General features: G+C 66.3%; 12 protein-coding genes. 1 reads left to right on the forward strand and 11 read right to left on the reverse strand.

The features are described 5' to 3' along the window. The 6 genes from DNX69_RS02535 to DNX69_RS02560 all read right to left on the reverse strand — a co-directional run bounded on the left by DNX69_RS02535 (position 1) and on the right by DNX69_RS02560 (position 8,728). Positions 1–828: an ABC transporter ATP-binding protein gene (locus tag DNX69_RS02535; RefSeq protein ID WP_110784450.1), complete on the reverse strand. Its 828-nt coding sequence runs from the start codon at positions 826–828 to the stop codon at positions 1–3. Further along, the gene (locus DNX69_RS02540) at positions 825–1,883 is read right to left on the reverse strand and encodes a FecCD family ABC transporter permease (protein WP_110784451.1); all 1,059 of its coding nucleotides are present in this window, start codon (positions 1,881–1,883) and stop codon (positions 825–827) included. Before DNX69_RS02540 ends, DNX69_RS02535 begins: the two co-directional genes overlap by 4 nt. After that, the gene (locus DNX69_RS02545; protein ID WP_110784814.1) at positions 1,880–3,046 is read right to left on the reverse strand and encodes an ABC transporter substrate-binding protein; all 1,167 of its coding nucleotides are present in this window, start codon (positions 3,044–3,046) and stop codon (positions 1,880–1,882) included. Before DNX69_RS02545 ends, DNX69_RS02540 begins: the two co-directional genes overlap by 4 nt. 29 nt (positions 3,047–3,075) lie before the next feature. Continuing rightward, the gene (locus DNX69_RS02550; RefSeq protein ID WP_110784452.1) at positions 3,076–4,011 is read right to left on the reverse strand and encodes an alpha/beta hydrolase; all 936 of its coding nucleotides are present in this window, start codon (positions 4,009–4,011) and stop codon (positions 3,076–3,078) included. A 9-nt stretch (positions 4,012–4,020) separates the two neighbouring features. Then, positions 4,021–6,384, reverse strand: a complete 2,364-nt coding sequence (locus DNX69_RS02555; RefSeq protein WP_165825168.1) for a TonB-dependent siderophore receptor — start codon at positions 6,382–6,384, stop codon at positions 4,021–4,023. Between the two features lie 208 nt (positions 6,385–6,592). Continuing rightward, positions 6,593–8,728, reverse strand: a complete 2,136-nt coding sequence (locus DNX69_RS02560) for a TonB-dependent receptor (RefSeq protein ID WP_234826822.1) — start codon at positions 8,726–8,728, stop codon at positions 6,593–6,595. A gap of 260 nt (positions 8,729–8,988) precedes the next feature. Between DNX69_RS02560 and DNX69_RS02565 the strand changes: the two genes are divergently transcribed. Next, positions 8,989–9,984: a helix-turn-helix transcriptional regulator gene (locus DNX69_RS02565; RefSeq protein WP_110784455.1), complete on the forward strand. Its 996-nt coding sequence runs from the start codon at positions 8,989–8,991 to the stop codon at positions 9,982–9,984. On the opposite strand, the gene DNX69_RS02570 is transcribed toward DNX69_RS02565, so the two are convergent. The 5 genes from DNX69_RS02570 to DNX69_RS02590 all read right to left on the reverse strand — a co-directional run bounded on the left by DNX69_RS02570 (position 9,981) and on the right by DNX69_RS02590 (position 17,562). Beyond that, a complete protein-coding gene (locus DNX69_RS02570) occupies positions 9,981–10,196 on the reverse strand; it encodes a hypothetical protein (RefSeq protein ID WP_234826823.1) in 216 nt (71 codons plus the stop codon). The two genes, DNX69_RS02565 and DNX69_RS02570, sit on opposite strands and share 4 nt — an antisense overlap. A gap of 234 nt (positions 10,197–10,430) precedes the next feature. After that, a complete protein-coding gene (locus DNX69_RS02575) occupies positions 10,431–13,553 on the reverse strand; it encodes an efflux RND transporter permease subunit (RefSeq protein WP_110784457.1) in 3,123 nt (1,040 codons plus the stop codon). Positions 13,554–13,708: 155 nt separating this feature from the next. Further along, positions 13,709–14,947, reverse strand: coding sequence for an efflux RND transporter periplasmic adaptor subunit (locus DNX69_RS02580; RefSeq protein ID WP_110784458.1), 1,239 nt, complete (start codon positions 14,945–14,947; stop codon positions 13,709–13,711). 217 nt (positions 14,948–15,164) lie between these two features. Beyond that, the gene (locus DNX69_RS02585) at positions 15,165–16,562 is read right to left on the reverse strand and encodes a CoA transferase (RefSeq protein ID WP_110784459.1); all 1,398 of its coding nucleotides are present in this window, start codon (positions 16,560–16,562) and stop codon (positions 15,165–15,167) included. A gap of 49 nt (positions 16,563–16,611) precedes the next feature. Next, positions 16,612–17,562, reverse strand: a complete 951-nt coding sequence (locus tag DNX69_RS02590; protein ID WP_110784460.1) for a LysR family transcriptional regulator — start codon at positions 17,560–17,562, stop codon at positions 16,612–16,614. Positions 17,563–17,634: the final 72 nt, after the last annotated feature.

The raw sequence follows: 17,634 nt of genomic DNA on the forward strand, positions 1-17,634 counted from the left end.
TCACACACTCCTGTTACGCAGCCCGGCGGCATCGCGATGCGACGGCGATACGCCTTCGATGATGATGTGAGGGCGGCCCTGCTCGCCCGGTTCGATCCGCGCGACGACGCCGTAGACGTCGGCAATCGTCGCCGCGGTCAGCGCCTCGGCCGGCGTTCCCGCCGCCGCGCAGCCGCCATGATCGAACACCACGACGTAGTCGGCCCAGCGCGCCGCCAGATTGAGATCATGCAGCACGACGATCACCAGATGGCCTTCTCCGGCGAGCCGGCGCAGCGTGTCCATCACCACGATCTGGTGGCGCAGATCGAGCGCGCTGGTCGGCTCGTCGAGCAGCAGCAGGCGCGGGTCGCGCACCAGCGCCTGCGCCAGACTCACCAACTGACGCTGGCCGCCGGAGAGCTGATCGAGCGACTCCAGCCCGAGGTCGGAAATGCCGAGACGATCCAGCGCCACGGCGGCCCGATGCGCGGCGGACCCGCCCGGCAGATGCGGCTCCGCCGTCGCCGAGGCGCGCAGCGCGACGATCACCGACTCGATCACCGTCAGCGCCACACCCTGCGGCAGCGTCTGCGGCGTGAACGCCATCACCTTGGCGCGATCACGCGCCGACAGCGCCGACAATTCATGATCGCCCAGCGCGATCGTTCCGGTCGACGGCAGCAGGCCGGCGAGCGCCATCAGCAGCGTGGATTTGCCGGCAGCGTTCGGACCGACGAAGGCGATCAGCTTGCCGGTCGGCAGCGGCGGTAACGTCAGGTCGCGGATCACCGGGCGGCGCGGATAGCCGGTGGATAGTCCCTTGATCAGCAGGTCGGGCCCGGTCATTCGCGCCCCCGCCGGATCAGGATCAGCGCCAGGAAGAACGGCACGCCGATCAGCGAGGTGACGAGCCCGATCGGCAGCACGATGCCGGGAATGATCAGCTTGCTGGCACAGGACGCCAGCGACAGCACCAGCGCGCCGGCGCAGGCGCTGGCGGGAAGAAAGAAGCGATGATCCTCGCCGACCAGAAGCCGGGCGATATGCGGACCGACCAGGCCGATGAAGGCGATGGTGCCGACGAACGCGACGGCAGCGCCGGTCAGGATCGAGATGCGTAGCAGCGCGAACAGCTTCAGCCGCCGGACGTTGACGCCGAAGCTGGAGGCACGGTCCTGCCCCAGCCGCAGCGCGGTGAGCTGCCACGACGACGCCATCGCCAGCGGAAACGTCAGCACGACCACCACCGCGAGCACCGCGACGCTCTGCATGTTGGCGCGGGTGACGCTGCCCATCGTCCAGAACACCAGTTGCTGCAGCGCCTGTTCGGTGGCGATGAACTGCATGATCGCGACCAGCGCGTTGAAGGTGAAGAACAGCGCGATGCCGAACAGCACCTGGGTCTGGCCATCGGTGCCGCGCAACCGGCCGAGCACCTGGATCAGCAGCGCCGACCCGAACGCGAACACGAACGCATTGGTCGAGATGATGCCGATCCGCGGCACGCCGGGAATGCCGATGCCGAGCACGATCGCGAGCGCCGCGCCGAAGGTCGCGGCCGACGACATGCCGAGCGTGAACGGGCTCGCCAGCGGATTGGCCAGCACGGTCTGCAGCTCGGCGCCTGCCACCGCCAGCGCCGCGCCGACCAACGCGGCCATCAGCGCTTGCGGCAGACGAATCTCCCAGACGATCACCGCCGAGGATCGGCTGAGGCTCGACGGATCGAACAGGCCGCGCAGCAGATCTGCCGTCGTCAGCGACGACGGACCGGTGCCGAAATCGAGCTGCAGCGCGATGATCGCGGCGATCCCCAGCAGCACCACGACGGCGGCGCGGCGGCGCGTGCGCCGCAGATGCCCGGCGACGATCGCTTGCGCCGGTGCGGTGAGATCGCTCATCGGCCGCGCTCCGCCGGTTTCGGATCGAGGCTGATCCAGAACGTGCCGACCAGCGGCACAGGCAGAAAGCGGCTGTTGAGCTCGCGCAGGCTTTCGTCCGGGTCGACGTCCTTGAACAGATCGGGGTGAAACCACTTCGCCATCACTTCGACCGCCAGGAAGTTGAAGGGCACGTTGTTGAACAGATGCCAGATGCCGTGCACGCGGCCGGTCCGCACCGCGCGCAAGCCGTCGAGGCCAGGTTTGCTCACCACCTTGGCGAGGTCCTCGCGCGAGGTGGCCGGATCGACGCCCGGCCCCATCACCAATCCGCCGAGCGCCTGCAGATGCAGCCCGCCGGTGCCGACATAGACGTCGGGATCGCGTGCCAAGACATATTCGAGGCTGAGCTGACCGCGCGCCATCGTCTCGTCGAGGCTGGGCCGGCCGGCCGGCTGCTTCAGCACGTCGACCGCGATGTTGTGACCACCCGCAATGTCGATGAATGCGCCGATCGTCACGCGGCCCGGCGAATTGCAGCACTCCATGTGCCCCGCATGCGCGTGCATCAGCACATTCGGTAGCGGCGGCTTGGCTTCCGCCAACCGCTTGGTGATGCGGTCCATGTGCGACTGATAGAACGCGATGAACTGCTCGGCGCGCGCCTCTTCGCCGAGCAGCCGGCCGAGGATGCGCATGCTCGGCACGGTGTTGGTCAGCGGATCCTCGACAAAGTCGATGAACACCACCGGAATGCCGGCAGCTTCCAGCTTGTGGACGACATCGTCCGACCGCCGAGACGGACCATAACCGCCGCTCAGGATCGCCACGTCCGGGGCTGCGGCCAGCGCCTGCTCGACCGAAAACGTGTCGGGACTGCCGCGGCTGATGAACGGCACACGATCGAGGAGTGGGAATTTCGCGCGATACAGATCGTATAGCCGCTCGTCCTGCCGCCGCATATCGGCCGACCACGCCGCCAGCAGCGACGCCGGATGCGGATGCAGCAGCGCCAGCGCCACGAGCTGCCGGCCTTCGCCGAGCAGGATGCGCTTGACCGGAGCCTCCAGCGTCACGTCGCGCCCGGCGACGTCGTGCACGGTGATCGTCCCTGCGGCGGCCGGTGTGGCGATCGCGACCAACAGCCCGGTCATCAGGGCGACGATCAACGAGCTCAGTTTCATGTTCTCTTCTCTCTCGGTTCGGCCGATCATCACGGCCGCCGTGCCAGCGCGAAGCCGACCGCACGGCTCAGGGCGGCGGGAACCACCGAGCCGTGGTCCTCGCCGGCGAACATCGCAAAGCAAACTTCGGGCCCCTGCCCCGGCAACGCGGCCAGCCAATCGGATAGTTCGCGCGCGTTGTCGACCATCCGGTTGCGCCGCTTCCACGCCGCGCGCGTCGCCGTCTCCGCAGCGCTCGCTTCGGCGACCGTCAGCCGCTGTTCGAGCTCGCCGATCGTGACCAGCACCTTGGCATCGACGCCGGTGGTGCGGACCAGCTCCGCGAACGCCGCGACATAGTCGTCGGCGACGTAGCGATGCCACCAGATCGATGGGCTCGCAGCGATATAGTGACTGAACGCATCCGGACGGGTGAACAGCGCGTGCAGCGCGAACAGTCCGCCGAACGAATGGCCGAACAACGCCTGCCGCTGCGGGTCGACCGGAAATTTCCGCGCGATCAAAGGCCGCACGACATCGAGCAGGAAGGCGAGAAACGTGTCGGCGCCACCGACTGTCCCCCAGCGCGATCCGTCCGGCCGCGGCGGCAGCTCGGTCGCGGTCACCGGCGGCGTGTAATCGGCCGCCCGGCGGTCGAGATCGAACGGCTGATCACCGGGATAGCCGATCGCGACGACGACCGCCGGAACGATCCCGGTGGACTCCGGTTTGCGCGAGCGCATTCCGACGATCTCGGCGGCGGTGCCGAACGCCGCATTGCCGTCGAGCAGATACAGCACGGGATAGCCGGCGGCATCGGCAGGCGGCCCGACCGGCGCCGCGATCATCAGATCGTAAGGCTGTCCCTGGGCGGAGACGACCCGGATCCGCTCGCTGCCGGGCACGACATAACCAGGCCCGACAGGCGGACGGTCAGCCTCCTCCGGCACGGCACGCACGCTCGATGTCTGTCCGATCGCATTCATGCCGAGCTGTCACCACCGATACCGCAGCGTCGCCAGCACCGTGCGGCGCAGGCCGTAGTAGCAGCCGGCATCGAAGCTGGTGCCGACGCCGCACGAGGCGACATAGACCTTGTCGAACAGGTTGCTGGCGTTGATCGAGAACCGTGTCCCCTTCATCGACGGAGACAGATAGCCGAGATCGTAGTGCAGCGCCGCGTCCGCCACGGTGAAGCTCGGAACCACCAGGGTGTTGGTCGAATTGCCGAAGCTCTCGCCGACATAGCGCACGCCGGCACCGAGGCTCAGTCCGCCGAGCGGACCCGAGGCCACATGCTTAAAGTGATACATGCCCCACAGCGCCGCCATATGCTCCGGCACCTGCACCGGCCGCTTGCCGAGCTCCGCGGCGGTGTTGGTCGCGGTGATCTTCATGTCCTGGTAGGTGTAGGAGCCGATCAGATCGAGTCCGAACGCGAGGCTGCCTTTCACCTCGACCTCGACGCCGCGCGTCCGCACCTCGCCGGTCTGGACGTTGCAGCGCGCGGTGGCACTCGCGCAACCGATGTGGGTCGGGTCCGGATCAGGCGTCTGCACGTTCTGCTGGGTCAGCTCGTAACCGGCGACCGTCGCCAGCAACTGGCCCGGCAACTCGTATTTCAAACCGCCTTCGATCTGCTCGCCTGTGGTCGGCTTGAACGCCGTCTTGTCGTAGCTCAGCACCGTGCCGGTCACCGGCTCGAACGAGGTCGAGTAGCTGACATACGGGGCAAAGCCGCTGTCGAAATGATACAGCGCGCCGACCCGATAGGTCCAGGCGTCGTCGGATTGCGACGCCAGGGTCCGGGCATTGGTGGCCAGCGTGGTCTGCCGATAGTCGAAGCCGGCGTGATCGTGGCGTCCGCTCACCATCAGCACCAGCCGGTCGAACTTGATCTGGTCCTGCAGATACACGCCGAACTGGGTGTTGACCTGGGAGGCGTCGGTTTGGAACGCGGGCGGCGCCGTGATCGTGCCGTAGACCGGATTGAGAAAGTCGATCGTCGGGACCGCCGTCGACGACCCGAGCAGCCGCGAGGCGTCGGCGTACTGATAGTCGACACCGAACAGCACGGTGTGGCTGAAGGCCCCGGTCAGGAACTTGGCTTCGGCCTGATTGTCGATCGCAAAGGTGTCGACCTGCTCGACCACTTTGGATTTCGATCGGGTCAGGGTGTGCAGATTGGCGCCGAAGCCGCTGACCGACACGCCCTGAAAATCGGTGGCGAGGTTCATGTAGCGGACGTTCTGCCGGACGGCGAACGCATTGTTGAAGCGGTGTTCGAACTGATAGCCGACCGACGCCTGTTTGCGGCTGAACACTTCATAGGTCGGATCGCCGGCGTTGAAACTGGTCGGGATCTGGCCGAACGGGTTGGACTCGACCGTACCGCGCTGCGGCAGGAACACGCTGTACCAGCTGTTCGGATCGTAGGTGTAGTTCGCCAGCACCGTCAGCGAGGTGTTGAGGCTGGGCCGATAGGTCAGCGCCGGCGCGATCATGTAGCGCTGGTCCTTGGTGTCGTCGACCTGGGTGCCGGAGTCGCGCACCAGCCCGGTCATTCGATACAGCCACTTGCCCTCGGCATCGGCCGGCCCGCCGAAATCGAACGTCGCCTGCTTGCGATCCCACGATCCGCCGCTGAGTTCGATCTCGCCGAACGCCTTTTCGGTCGGCTTCTTGCTGACGAGGTTGACCAGGCCGCCGAGGCTCGACTGGCCGTACAGGATCGACGCCGGCCCGCGCAGCACCTCGATGCGTTCTAGGCCGTAGGAGTCCACGGTCGGCACTGCGAACGAGATGCCGCGCTGCAGTTTCAGCCCGTCCTGGAAGCCGACGAAGTTCTGCAGCACCCCGTTGTTGTTGCCGAAGCCGCGGACCGGAACGATGTCGTAGCGGCTGGAGGGACGCAGATCGACGAAGGTGCCGGCGGTGTAGCGCAACGCCTGCGATACGCTCTGGGCGCCCTGATCGCTGATCTGATCGCGGGTCACCACCGACACCGACGCCGGCGTTTCGATCAGCGGCGCATCGGTCTTGGTGCCGGTGGCGCTGCGGCCGGCGACATAGCCGGCGACCGGCCCGGTCGCGGTCTCCGCCGCGCTGGTGGCGGTCGCCGCGGTCGGCGGCGCGGCCGTCGTGGTGCGGCTGCGCTGGGGCCGGACCGCGGCGCGATTGGCGCTGCGCGCGGGTTGCGGTCGGGCCGCCGGACGAGCGCGGCTCGGCGCATCGACAACCACCGCAGGCAGCGACGACCGCGACGCCGACGGCGTTGCCGTCTGGGCATGGCCGTCCGCCGGCACCGCCAACGTCACCGCCAATCCACCGACGGCCGCCAGCCATCCCCGCGCCGCCATGCCCCGCTCCTGCATCACTCGATCCCCACTTGCTGATGAAGCTGATGAGCAGGATCAGTTACGGCAGGTGCTGCAGCGCAGCCATACCGGGAGTTCTGCGCAGCCGCGATTCTTCTCTGCCAGAACGTGGAATCGTTCCAATCCACACCGACCCGCTCCGCAGTTGAGTGACGCCGCTTGCATGGACAGCCTGACCAGTCAGCCCCGCTCAGAAGCTGCCGCGCATGCCGATTCCGAACATCCTCGGCTCGGTCATGCTCGCCTCAGTGCCGCCGATGCCGCGATTCTCCTGCATGTAGGTCGGAGCGCGCTCGTCGAAGACATTCTTCACGTAGCCGTAAATCTCCGCCATCTGATGGAGCTTGTAGCTGACGCGAAGGTCGGCCACGGTGTATGGATCGATGGCGTATTTCGCGGTGTTGGCGACGTCCGAATAGTATTTGTCGAGGTGACGGACCTGCCCCGAAACGTTGAGCTTGTCGGTCGCGTCCCAGCTCGCGCCGAAACTCAGCATGTAGCCCGGCGATCTCGCGAACTCGTTGCCCTCGTAGCTGACGTTGCTCGAAATTTCGTCGATCCTGGTACGCAACACACCGGCACCCGCGCGCAGAGTCAGGCCGTCGATCATCCGATAGTCGACCGCCAACTCCAGGCCGTAGGCGTGCGCCTTCTCGGCATTGATGACGTAGGTCTGGGCGATGCCGGTCGAGATCACCACAGGGATGTTGTACTGGGCGTTCTTGAAATCCATGAAGAACAAGTTGCCGTTCACCGTGAGCGTGTCGTTCAGCAGATTCGCACGCGTGAACAGCTCGTAGTTCCAGAGCGATTCCTCCTTGAAGGCGGTCCATTGCCGGGAATTGAGATTGAGCGACACGCCGCCTGGATTGTAGCCGCGGCTGACGAGCGCGCCGACGCTCAGTTCGGGAGTGAGCGCATAGGACACCGACAGCTTCGGCAACAGCGCGGTGAACGTGTTGTCGTAGTCGATCCGCTGCGGCGCGTAGACGGACAGGCCTGCACGCTGGATATGATCGTGCTGGGAGCGCAGCCCTCCGGTCAACGTCCAGCGATCGGTGAGCCTATAGGTCAGTTCGCCGAACACGCCGAGATTGGTCTTGCGGTCGTCGAATGTCGAGATGCCGCTCAGATACAGAATCTCGTCGGCTTTGGTGTAGCCGTAGTAGACGCCGGCAAGTCCGCTGAGCACCGAACCCTGGTCGCCGAACGTCATGCGGGTTTCGTTGGAGACGTTCTTCCGCTCAATATCGGCATTGCCGTTCGAGGCCACCGGCGCGACGCGATGGACCGACGAGCCGGTGTACTGCACCTGATTGAACAGCTTGAACCCGTTGTAGAAATCGTGCTTCAGATCGAAGATGCCGGTGTCGTTGACCTGGTTCCAGGTCGGCATCGTCGTGGTGATGTGCTGCAGCTTCTCGTAGGGCGCCGACGCCGCCTCCTGGCCGGGACGATTGCTGGAATTATGCGCGTAGGTCAGCTTCGCCTCGAGGCCGGGGATCGCCTGAGGCAGCCACAGCAGTTTGAATCGCGCGTCGAGCGACCGGAAATCCTGGTCGGTCAATCCCCGCTGGAAGTTCGGGCTGACGTAGTCGATGAAAGTATCGCGGCCCGAATAGTCGATCGCGAGCCGCGCCGCCAATTCGTCTTTGATCAGAGGACCGGACACCGCCACCGAGGTGCGCCGCGAATTGTAGCTGCCGATCTCGGCCTGATAGGCGCCTTCCGGCTTGAAGGTCGGATCCTTGGTGTTGACGATGATCGCGCCGGCAATGGCGTTCGCCCCCTGCGACGTGGTTTGCGGGCCGCGGAACACTTCGATGTTCTTCACGTCCCAGGCGGAGGTGGCGCCGAAATAGAACTCGCTGTAGCTGAGATAGTGCCCGTCGAGGTTGATCGTGGCGCGCGGAACGGTGCCGCCCCAGAACGAATATTGGCCGGTCAGCGGCCCCTGTGTGTCCTGCCCGCGGATCACCGGCGCACTGACCGTGTCGGTGTAGACGACATTCGGGACGCCGTTGATCACTTCGGACACCGAGGCGTCGCCCGTCTTCTCGGTTTCGATTTGTTTCTCGGTGATCACCGAAACCGACGAGGCGGTGTTCTTCTGGTCGCGCTCGACCTTTTCGCCGGTGACGACGATCGCGTCGAGCGGGATTCCGCCGCCTGCGCCCGACGACGACGCAGCGGCCTGCCCGAATGCCGGCGCGGTGGCGATCGCGGACAGGATCGACAACGTGCCGATACTGCGCGCGCCCAGCGTCGTCGCCAATTGGCCTGCCACCGATCGCGGATGCCGACTTGTCGCCGCTCGATTTCGCATCACTCATTCCCCACTGCCGAGTTCAACTAGCGGGATGAGTTACGACAACGTGTCGCCTGACGGCCATGGGCGGGAGTATTGCGCGGACGTGATTCTTCTTTGCCGGAGCTTGAAATCCTTCCAGTTCGCCGCCGAGCGCCGATGTCGGGGCGATCGGCCCGGCAGCTAATCTAGAGACGTTATAGGTCGCAGGCAGGACAATCCTGATCCGGGCTGGTGTATGCTGCTGGTTTGCAATTCGTGAAGCTCAAGGGTGATCGATGCTTTCGGACCGGCAACGGAAGGTCGTCAGCGCCGACGATCTCAAGCGCCTGGCCGGCGCCTCCGACAGCGCGTTTCGGCTGGTGACGCCGGGATTGGCAGGTAGTTCGCCGATCCTGGTCGGAGAATTTCGCCGAATTCACTTGCGGCAGGGATTGACGCTGCACACAACTGATACGCGCGAGATCCACGACCTGCACACCGAGGCGGCGCAGCCGCCCGGCCTCACCGTGGCGCTGTTCCTGCAAGGCTGCGTCCACGTCTGCCTGGGCGGCCATCCGATGGAGCTGGGCAGCACGGAAGGCGCACACGAGATCGAAGCGGTCGCGATCGCCCGTTCGAAGTTCGACAGCTTCGCCCGACAGTCGGTCAGAGGCGCTCACATCCGCAAAGTCAACGTCACGCTCAGCCCGGAATGGCTCGACCAGGAGGCGTTGGCGGATTCACCGGCATGCGCCGAGGCGTTGCGCTTTCTCCGCGGCCATCTCGCCACCCGGCGCTGGAAGGCGACACCGCGTCTGATCGCGATCGCCGAGCAGATCCTCAATCCGCCGCCGCTCGCCGAACCGCTGGAGCGGCTGTATCTTGAGTCCCGCTCGATCGAGATGGTGGCGGACGCTCTGCAGGCGATCACCGATGCGTCGGCGTGCTTCGAGGGCACAGTGCTGCATCCGGCGCATCGCCGCTGCGTGCAGCGCGCCTGCTCGTTCATCGACGCCCATCTCGACCAGGAACTGACGCTGCAGACCATCGCGGCAGCGGCGGGGCTCAACCCCGGCAGCTTGCAACGCGGCTTTCGCGTGCTGCACGGGACGACGATTTTCGACTACGTTCGCGGCCGCAAGCTCGACTATGCGCGCGAGATGCTCGAACGCGATACGCTGTCGGTCGGCGAAGTCGCCCATATGGTCGGGTACCGTACTCTCGGGAACTTCTCGACCGCGTTCCGCCGGCGCTTCGGCATCAGCCCCCGCCAGATCCGCGCGCGCTACTAAGGCCCCGCGGGACCGTGTCCCTCGACAAGCTCAGACGATCGCGGCGGGAACCCCGGGCTGCGCGTCGCGGTGGTGACCGCGGCGGTGTCGCCGAGCGCGCGGCCGGTCGCGAGGCTGATGAAGTGCTGCTGCGAGCATGCCAGGCAGTAAACCTGCTCGTAGGTCGGCCGCTCCCCGCCGACCACTTCGTCGGCGATCCAGGTCTGAGTCATCAGACCGTTCTGAGGACATCGGTAAACCAGGAGCTTAGCCATGGCCGAATGGTGCCACGACTTCACCTCTCCTCCTTGACGCAGGTCAAGCTGCGACTGCGATGTATCGACGCGACTGGACGTCACCGCCGCGTCACAAATGTTAGCACGCGAAGTCAGCGCGTATTATCAACACGATCTCGCCACAAGCGTGGCGAACTTCGCACGATTACCAGGTCGCCGCCGCGGGCGTGACTAGTTTGTGCGGCGCCGGGAGAAATACGAGATCAGCACCGGCAGCGTGATCAGAATCACCCCCGGTGCCAGCATCATGCCGGTGACGACCACGATCGCCAGCGGCTTCTGCACCTGCGAACCGATGCCACTCGACATCGCCGCGGGCAGTAGGCCAACACCGGCGATCACGCAAGTCATCAGCACCGGCCGAAGCTGCAGCTCACCGGTTCGGACCACGGCGCGCAGCCGGTCGAGCCCCTGATCGATCAGCTGATTGTACTGCGACAGGATAATGATGCCGTCCATCACCGCGATGCCGAACAGCGCGATGAAGCCGATCGCCGCCGACACGCTGAACGGAATGCCGCTGATCAGCAGGCCCATCACCCCGCCGAAAATCGCCATCGGGATCACGCTCATCGCCAGCAGCGTGTCGATCAGCGAGCCGAAGTTGAAGAACAGCAGCACGCCGATCAGCGCCAGGCTGATCGGCACGACGATCGACAACCGCTTGATCGCATCCTGCAGATTGCCGAACTCGCCGACCCATTCGGCTCGCGAGCCGGGCGGCAACCGCACCTGGGCGGCGACTTTCTCCTGCGCCTCCTGGATCGCACTGCCGAGATCGCGCCCGCGCACCGAGAACTTGATCGGCAGATAGCGTTCCTGATCCTCGCGATAGATATAGGCGGCGCCGGACACGAGCTGAATGTCGGCGAGCTCGCTGAGCGGGATCTGGGTGATGCCGTTCGGGCCCTGCACGCCGATCCGCAGATTGTGGATCGCCTCGGCGCTCTTGCGATACTCCGGGGCCAGCCGAACGATGATCGGGAAATGCCGGTCGCTGCCGGGCTCGTACAGATCGCCGGCGCTGTCGCCGCCGATCGCCACCCGGATGGTGGCGTTGATATCGCCCGGCGTCAGCCCGTAGCGCGCGGCGCGCTCCCGGTTGACGTCGATCTGGATGGTCGGCTGGCCGAGCGAGGTGAACACCGCAAGGTCCTGCACGCCCTGCACCGTCGCCAGCACCGCCTTGATCTGGTTGGCGGTCTCGGTGAGCGCCTTGAGATCGTTGCCGTACAGCTTGATCGAGTTCTCGCCCTTCACGCCGGACACCGCCTCGGAGACGTTGTCCTGCAGATATTGCGAGAAATTGAACTCGACGCCGGGAAACTTCGCCTGTAGTTGCTTCAGCATCCGCGCCGTGAGTTCATCCTTGTCGTGACTGCCCGGCCATTTCGACGCCGGCTTCAGCGGCGCGAAGAACTCGGCGTTGAAGAAGCCGGCGGCGTCGGTGCCGTCGTCGGGGCGGCCGTGCTGCGACACCACCGACTCGACCTCCGGGAAGCTGGCGATCAGCTTGCGCATCTGGTTGACGTAGCCGTTGCCTTCGGTGAGCGAGATCGTCGGCGGCAGCGTCGCACGGATCCAGAGATTGCCCTCCTCCAGCTTCGGCAGGAATTCGAGCCCGAGGAAGCGGGTGGCGATCACCGTGGCCAGCACCAGGCCCAACGCGCCGGCCATCACCATCGGCCGGTTCTTCACCGCCCAGCCGAGCCAGGGCATGTACAGCTTGTGCAGCATCCGCATCAGCCAGGTCTCGGTCTCCTTGACGTGATGCGGCAGGATGATGGCGCTCAGCGCCGGCGTCACCGTGAAGGTCGCCAGCAGGCCGCCGGCGAGCGCGTAGGCATAGGTGCGCGCCATCGGGCCGAAGATGTTGCCCTCGACACCCGACAGCGTGAACAGCGGCAGGAACGCCGCGATGATGATCGCCGCGGCGAAGAAGATCGACCGCGACACGTCGGCGGCGGCCGAGCGGATCGCGTGCTTCTTCATCCCCATGATGGTGTCGGCGGAGATCTCGTTGCGCTCCTCGGGCGACAGCACCGTGGAATGCGACAGCCGTCTGAAGATCGCCTCGACCATGATCACGGTGGCGTCGACGATCAGACCGAAATCGATCGCGCCGACCGACAACAGGTTCGCGGACTCGCCGCGCAGCACCAGGATGATCACGGCGAAGAACAGCGCGAACGGAATCGTCGCGCCGACGATCAGCGCGCTGCGCAGATCGCCGAGGAACACCCATTGCAGCAGCACGATCAGCAGAATGCCGACCACCATGTTGTGCAGCACGGTGTGGGTGGTGGTGTCGATCAGATCCTTGCGGTCGTAGATCCGTTCGATCCGCACGCCGGGCGGCAGCACGCCGGAGGCGTTGATCTTGGCGACCGCCTGCTCCACCCGCGCGATCGTCGGCGAGCTCTGCTCGCCGCGCCGCATCAGCACGATGCCCTGAACGATGTCGTCGTCGTTGTTGATGCCGGCGATGCCGAGCCGCGGCTTCTCGCCGACGCTGACCTTGGCGATGTCCTTCACCAGCACCGGATTGCCGCCGTTGGAGGAAATCATCGTATTGGACAGATCGTCGATCGAGCGGATCAGGCCGACGCCGCGCACCACCGCGGACTGCGCGCCGATGTCGACGGTGTTGCCGCCGACATTGATGTTGGAGTTGGACACCGCCTGCAGCACCTGCGGCAGCGTCAGGCCGTAGGCGATCAGCTTGTTGAAATCGACCTGGACCTCGTAGGTCTTGGTCTTGCCGCCCCAGCCTGTGACGTCGATCACACCGGGCACGGCGCGGAAGCGGCGCTGCAGCACCCAGTCCTGCAGTGTCTTCAGATCGAGCACGCTGTAGCCGGGCGGGCCGACCAGCCGATAGCGGAAGATCTCGCCGATCGGGCTGAGCGGTGAAATGCCGGGCTGGGCGTTGCCCGGCAGCGGCGGCAGCTGCGACAGCCGGTTGAGCACCTGCTGCAGCGCCTGCTCGTAGGTGTAGTCGAACGAGAACTGCAGTTTGACGTCGGACAGGCCGTACAGCGAGATCGTCCGGATCGTCTTCAGGTTCTTGATGCCGGAGACCTGGGTTTCAATCGGGATGGTGATGTAGCGCTCGATTTCTTCGGCCGACAGCCCGGGGCTCTGGGTGACGATGTCGACCATCGGCGGGGTCGGATCGGGATAGGCTTCGATGTTGAGATGTTCGAACGCCGCCACGCCGCCGGCGAGCACCAGCACGAACAGGGCGAGCATCAGGAAACGGCGGTTGACCGCGAATTCGACGAGGCGGCCCATGGACCGGACCTTTCAAGGGAGGCCGAGGCTGCGCAACGCGGGTCCGGCGGGTGTGTCGATCATCGGCGCGGGCGGTTCGAACGAACGGTGCGACGACGGGCAGAGGCAGGCACGCCGGCGGAAGAGCCGCGCGGCGTGTGACGTGGGAGCGTGACTTACCCGGTCGCGGCGCGGTCGATGAACAGGCTGCCCTTGGTGACGACCTTCTCGCCCGGCCGCAGATTGCCGATGACTTCGACAAGATCACCGGCCGACAGGCCGGGCTTGACCGTGCGCAGCTCGATCGAGCGGTCGTCATGGGCGACCCACACCCGCACCTGATCGCCTTCATAGATCAGCGCCTGCCGCGGCACGCCGACCGCCGGATGGTCGGACGGCGAGTAGATCGTGACGTTGGCGAACATCTCCGGCTTCAGCAGACCGCCGGGATTGTCGATAGTGGCCCGCACCGTCAGCCTTCGGCTGGTCGGGTCGATCGCGGCGGCGACGTAGTCGATCCGTCCGGTCAGGGTGCGGCCGGGCAGCGCCAGCACCTTGAAGCTGACGTCCTGGCCTTCTTCGACATCGGCGGCTTCGCTCTCGCGCACGAAGGCGGTGAGCCACACCGTCGACAGATCACCGATCATGTAGACCGGATCGCTGGCGCCGGCGTTGACGTATTGGCCCGGGCCGACCTTGCGCTGCACCACGGTGCCGGCGATCGGCGCCACGATGGTGGTCTCGGGATTGATCTTGCCCTTGTCCTGGAACGCCGAGATCGCGGCCTCGCTGAGGCCGACGATCCGCAGCCGATTGCGCGCGGCTTCGAGCGCGGTGGTGGCGGACTGGAAGTCGTTCTGGGCGGTGATCAGCGCCGCCTGGGCCTGCTGATAATCCTTCAGCGGCACCGCCTTGCCCTCGAACAGATCGCGGGCGCGCTTGTCCTGGAGCTGCGCCAGTTCGAGCTGCGACTTGGCCTTGTTGAGCGCGGTCGAGGCGGTGATGAAATCGTTCTGCGCCTGCACCGTGTCCGGCGCCTCGATGGTGAACAGCGGCTGGCCCTTGGTGACGTGGTCGCCGGGCCGCGCCAACAGCTTGGTCACCCGGCCCGCATAGGGCGAGAACACCGGGGTGGCGCGGTCCTCGTCGATCGCGATCTTGCCTTCGGTGACGTGCTCGGCGCGGAAGCTGCGGTCGCTGACCGGCTCGATCGTCAGGCTGGCCCATTCGGCCGGCGTCGGCGTGTAGCGATCGGCGCTGCGCCGCGACTGGCTGGAAATCTCGGTGTGACCGGGATCGGCCTGTTTGACCTGATACAGCTCGTAGCCACCGATCGCGGCAGCCGCGGCGACGCAAGCGGCCGCGATCAGCCATTTGCTGCGAAGATTCACAGATTGGAGAAATTGTTCGCGCATGCCTGCCCTGACCCCGGCTTGATCGCCGCGTTGCCTCCCTGACGGCTGATAGTGCCCGAATCGTGGCCAGCGCAAAGTGAAAACGGCAAAATGCGCTTAGCACCGATCAATGACACCTACGCGTCAGCCGCCGGCCGAGGCGCGCGCCCTTGGGGCGAGCCTTACGGCTCCCAGCCTGAACGGCACATTAACCGCGGGACCAGCGAGGCCTTATCGCTCAGCCGCGGGCCGGCCAGGCGGCCGGGTCGGTCCCGAGCGCCACCGCCGGGCGGGCCCAGGCGGCCGGCGTCGCACTCAGCACAGCAGAATGCCGGACCGCCCGCAGTGTGCCGAAGCCGGATTCGACGGATTCGAGATACGGCGCCGCCGCCTCCGGGCTGATCTCGGGCGTGGCCAGACCGTGCGGCAGCCGTCCCATCTCCCACAGCCATTTGCCGGTGCGCGCCAGCGACACCTGGACGTGCCAACTGCCGCCCTCACGCGCCTGGCGTGCTTTGGCAACCATCGCGCCGAACGCCATCAGATAGCCGGTGGCGTGGTCGAGGATCTGCATCGGCAATTCCTTCGGCCCCGTGACGCCGGCCGCCTGCCCTTCGGCATGGTTGAAGCCGGTGGCGCATTGCACCAGGGAGTCGAAACCGCGCCGCTCCGCCCAAGGGCCGGCGCGTCCGTAGGCGGATAGTGAGACGTAAACGATGCCCGGATTGATTGCGGCAGCCTGCTCCGGCGAGAAGCCGAGCGCCGCCAGCGAGTGCGGGCGATAGCCCTGGCTGAAGATGTCGGCTTCGCTCAGCAAGTCACGCAAGGCGGCGTGGCCCTCTGGCGTGGTGAGATCGGCGAAGCTCGACAGCTTGCCACGGCCGGTGTCGATCACGAGCCACGGGATCGACGGCAGCTTCGGACTCGAGACCAGCATCACGTCGGCGCCGTGCGCCGCCAGCGTCCGCCCCGCAACCGGTCCGGCGATGATGCGCGACAGATCGAGCACCCGCAGGCCGGCGAGCGGCCGGCCGCCTTCCGGCCACGGCTTCGGCGCCGCCTCGCCGATCTTGCTGATCTCCACCAGCGGCAGCGCATCGAGCGCGGCGGCCTGCGGCAGCGCCTGCCATTCCTCGCGCGATCGCATCAGCGCCACCACGCCGCCGGCCGCATAAGCCGCGGTCTCGAACGCCGCGCCGTCCCACTGCAGCAGCGCCGCTGCTACCTTCTCGCGGGTCGGCTCGCAGGCCAGCACCCTGCAGACGGCATCGCGATGATGCGGAAAGTTGGTGTGCAGCCGGACATAGCGGCCGTCCTTCACCTGATACACGCCGGCAAGCGGATCCCAAGCGGGCGGCGGCGGCTCGTCGTTGCGGCGCAAGTAACGCTCGGAGCGGCACTCGATCGCGGCGGCGCGGATGTCGACGCTGACATCCTGCGCCTGCCCGCTCCGCATCGCCCAGATCTGCGCGGCCGCGAGGCCGCTCGCCGCGATCGCCACCTGCGCCGCCGCATCGACCCGGAACGACGACGGCAGTTGCGGCTCGTCGCCGGTGAGCGTCACGCGCTCCAGCGCGGCAGCATCGCCGCCGACGGAGGTCCACAGATCGGTGAGCAGGTCGCGGGGAGATTGCATGCGGCTTCCTCCCGGCTCCCATCGGAGCCGCCTTGGTGACGGCGCGCGGCTAAGTCGGTCGGCGCGCCGCGCGTTGACGACGCTCCGCATAGGCCGGTCCGGCGACCTCGCGCAAGAGGCCGCGAAACCAGACCAGCAGCGGATCAGCATTGCGCAGATGCGACCACACCAGCGTCATCGGCAACTCGATCTTGGTGAACGGCGGCGGCTTGACGATCAGATCGAAGGCGCCGGCAAAGCGGCTCGCCAACGCGCGGGAGATCGTCGTCACCATGTCGGTCGCGGCGACGGCTGCCAGCGCCGCGGTGAAATGCGGCGTGACCAGCGCGACCCGGCGGCTCACGCCTGCGGCCGCCAGGATGCCGTCGAGTTCCGAACGACCATCGTCGAGCAGCGCGATGCCGACATGGTCGACGTCGGCGTAGTCGCCGATCCGCCAAGTGCGGCTCGCTTTCGGATGGCCGCGCCGCATCACCAGCGCGAGGCGGTCGTCGGCGATCGGCATGCTCACCGCGCCGGGCGGCAGATCGGTGGTGGCCAGCGCGAAGGCGAAATCCAGCGCGCCGCTCTCCATGCGCTCGCGCAGATCCGCGCGGTAGGGCTCGAAGCGCAGATCGATGCCGGGCGCCTCGCGAGCCAGCCGCGCCATCAACGGCGGCGCCAGCAGCACGGTCTGATTGTCGGACGCCGCGATGCGGATGGTGCGTTGTTCGGTGGCCGGGTCGAACCGGCGTTCGCGAAACAGGTCCTTGAGGTCGGCGACGGCGACGCTCAGGAGCGGCACCAAGGCTTGCGCCTTCGGCGTCAGCACCAAGCCGTGATGACCGCGGACCAGCAGCGGATCGGCGAGCAGACTACGCAAGCGCGACAGTGCGCGGCTCATCGCCGGCTGGCTCAGGCCGACGTCCTGCGCCGCGTGGGTGACGTTGCGCCGGCGCAGCAGCGCCTCGAGCGGCGGCAGCAGATTGAGGTCGAGCCCGGCTAAATTCACCTCGTGCATGATGATGATATAAACAATGCATTTTTGATATGCAAAGACAACGCTTAGTCTGCCGTCATCGACTTTGAAAGG

Origin of the sequence: Rhodopseudomonas palustris (assembly GCF_003226555.1) — a bacterium.
GTDB lineage: Bacteria > Pseudomonadota > Alphaproteobacteria > Rhizobiales > Xanthobacteraceae > Rhodopseudomonas > Rhodopseudomonas palustris_I.

Bases quoted from the DNA above. Each gene is read 5' to 3' on its own strand.
- DNX69_RS02535 (WP_110784450.1), bottom strand. From the start codon at position 828: ATGACCGGGCCCGACCTGCTGATCAAGGGACTATCCACCGGCTATCCG.
- DNX69_RS02575 (WP_110784457.1), bottom strand. From the start codon at position 13,553: ATGGGCCGCCTCGTCGAATTCGCGGTCAACCGCCGTTTCCTGATGCTC.
- DNX69_RS02545 (WP_110784814.1), bottom strand. From the start codon at position 3,046: ATGAAACTGAGCTCGTTGATCGTCGCCCTGATGACCGGGCTGTTGGTC.
- DNX69_RS02585 (WP_110784459.1), bottom strand. From the start codon at position 16,562: ATGCAATCTCCCCGCGACCTGCTCACCGATCTGTGGACCTCCGTCGGC.
- DNX69_RS02580 (WP_110784458.1), bottom strand. From the start codon at position 14,947: ATGCGCGAACAATTTCTCCAATCTGTGAATCTTCGCAGCAAATGGCTG.
- DNX69_RS02550 (WP_110784452.1), bottom strand. From the start codon at position 4,011: ATGAATGCGATCGGACAGACATCGAGCGTGCGTGCCGTGCCGGAGGAG.
- DNX69_RS02555 (WP_165825168.1), bottom strand. From the start codon at position 6,384: ATGGCGGCGCGGGGATGGCTGGCGGCCGTCGGTGGATTGGCGGTGACG.
- DNX69_RS02540 (WP_110784451.1), bottom strand. From the start codon at position 1,883: ATGAGCGATCTCACCGCACCGGCGCAAGCGATCGTCGCCGGGCATCTG.
- DNX69_RS02570 (WP_234826823.1), bottom strand. From the start codon at position 10,196: ATGACTCAGACCTGGATCGCCGACGAAGTGGTCGGCGGGGAGCGGCCG.
- DNX69_RS02565 (WP_110784455.1), top strand. From the start codon at position 8,989: ATGCTTTCGGACCGGCAACGGAAGGTCGTCAGCGCCGACGATCTCAAG.
- DNX69_RS02560 (WP_234826822.1), bottom strand. From the start codon at position 8,728: ATGCGAAATCGAGCGGCGACAAGTCGGCATCCGCGATCGGTGGCAGGC.
- DNX69_RS02590 (WP_110784460.1), bottom strand. From the start codon at position 17,562: ATGCACGAGGTGAATTTAGCCGGGCTCGACCTCAATCTGCTGCCGCCG.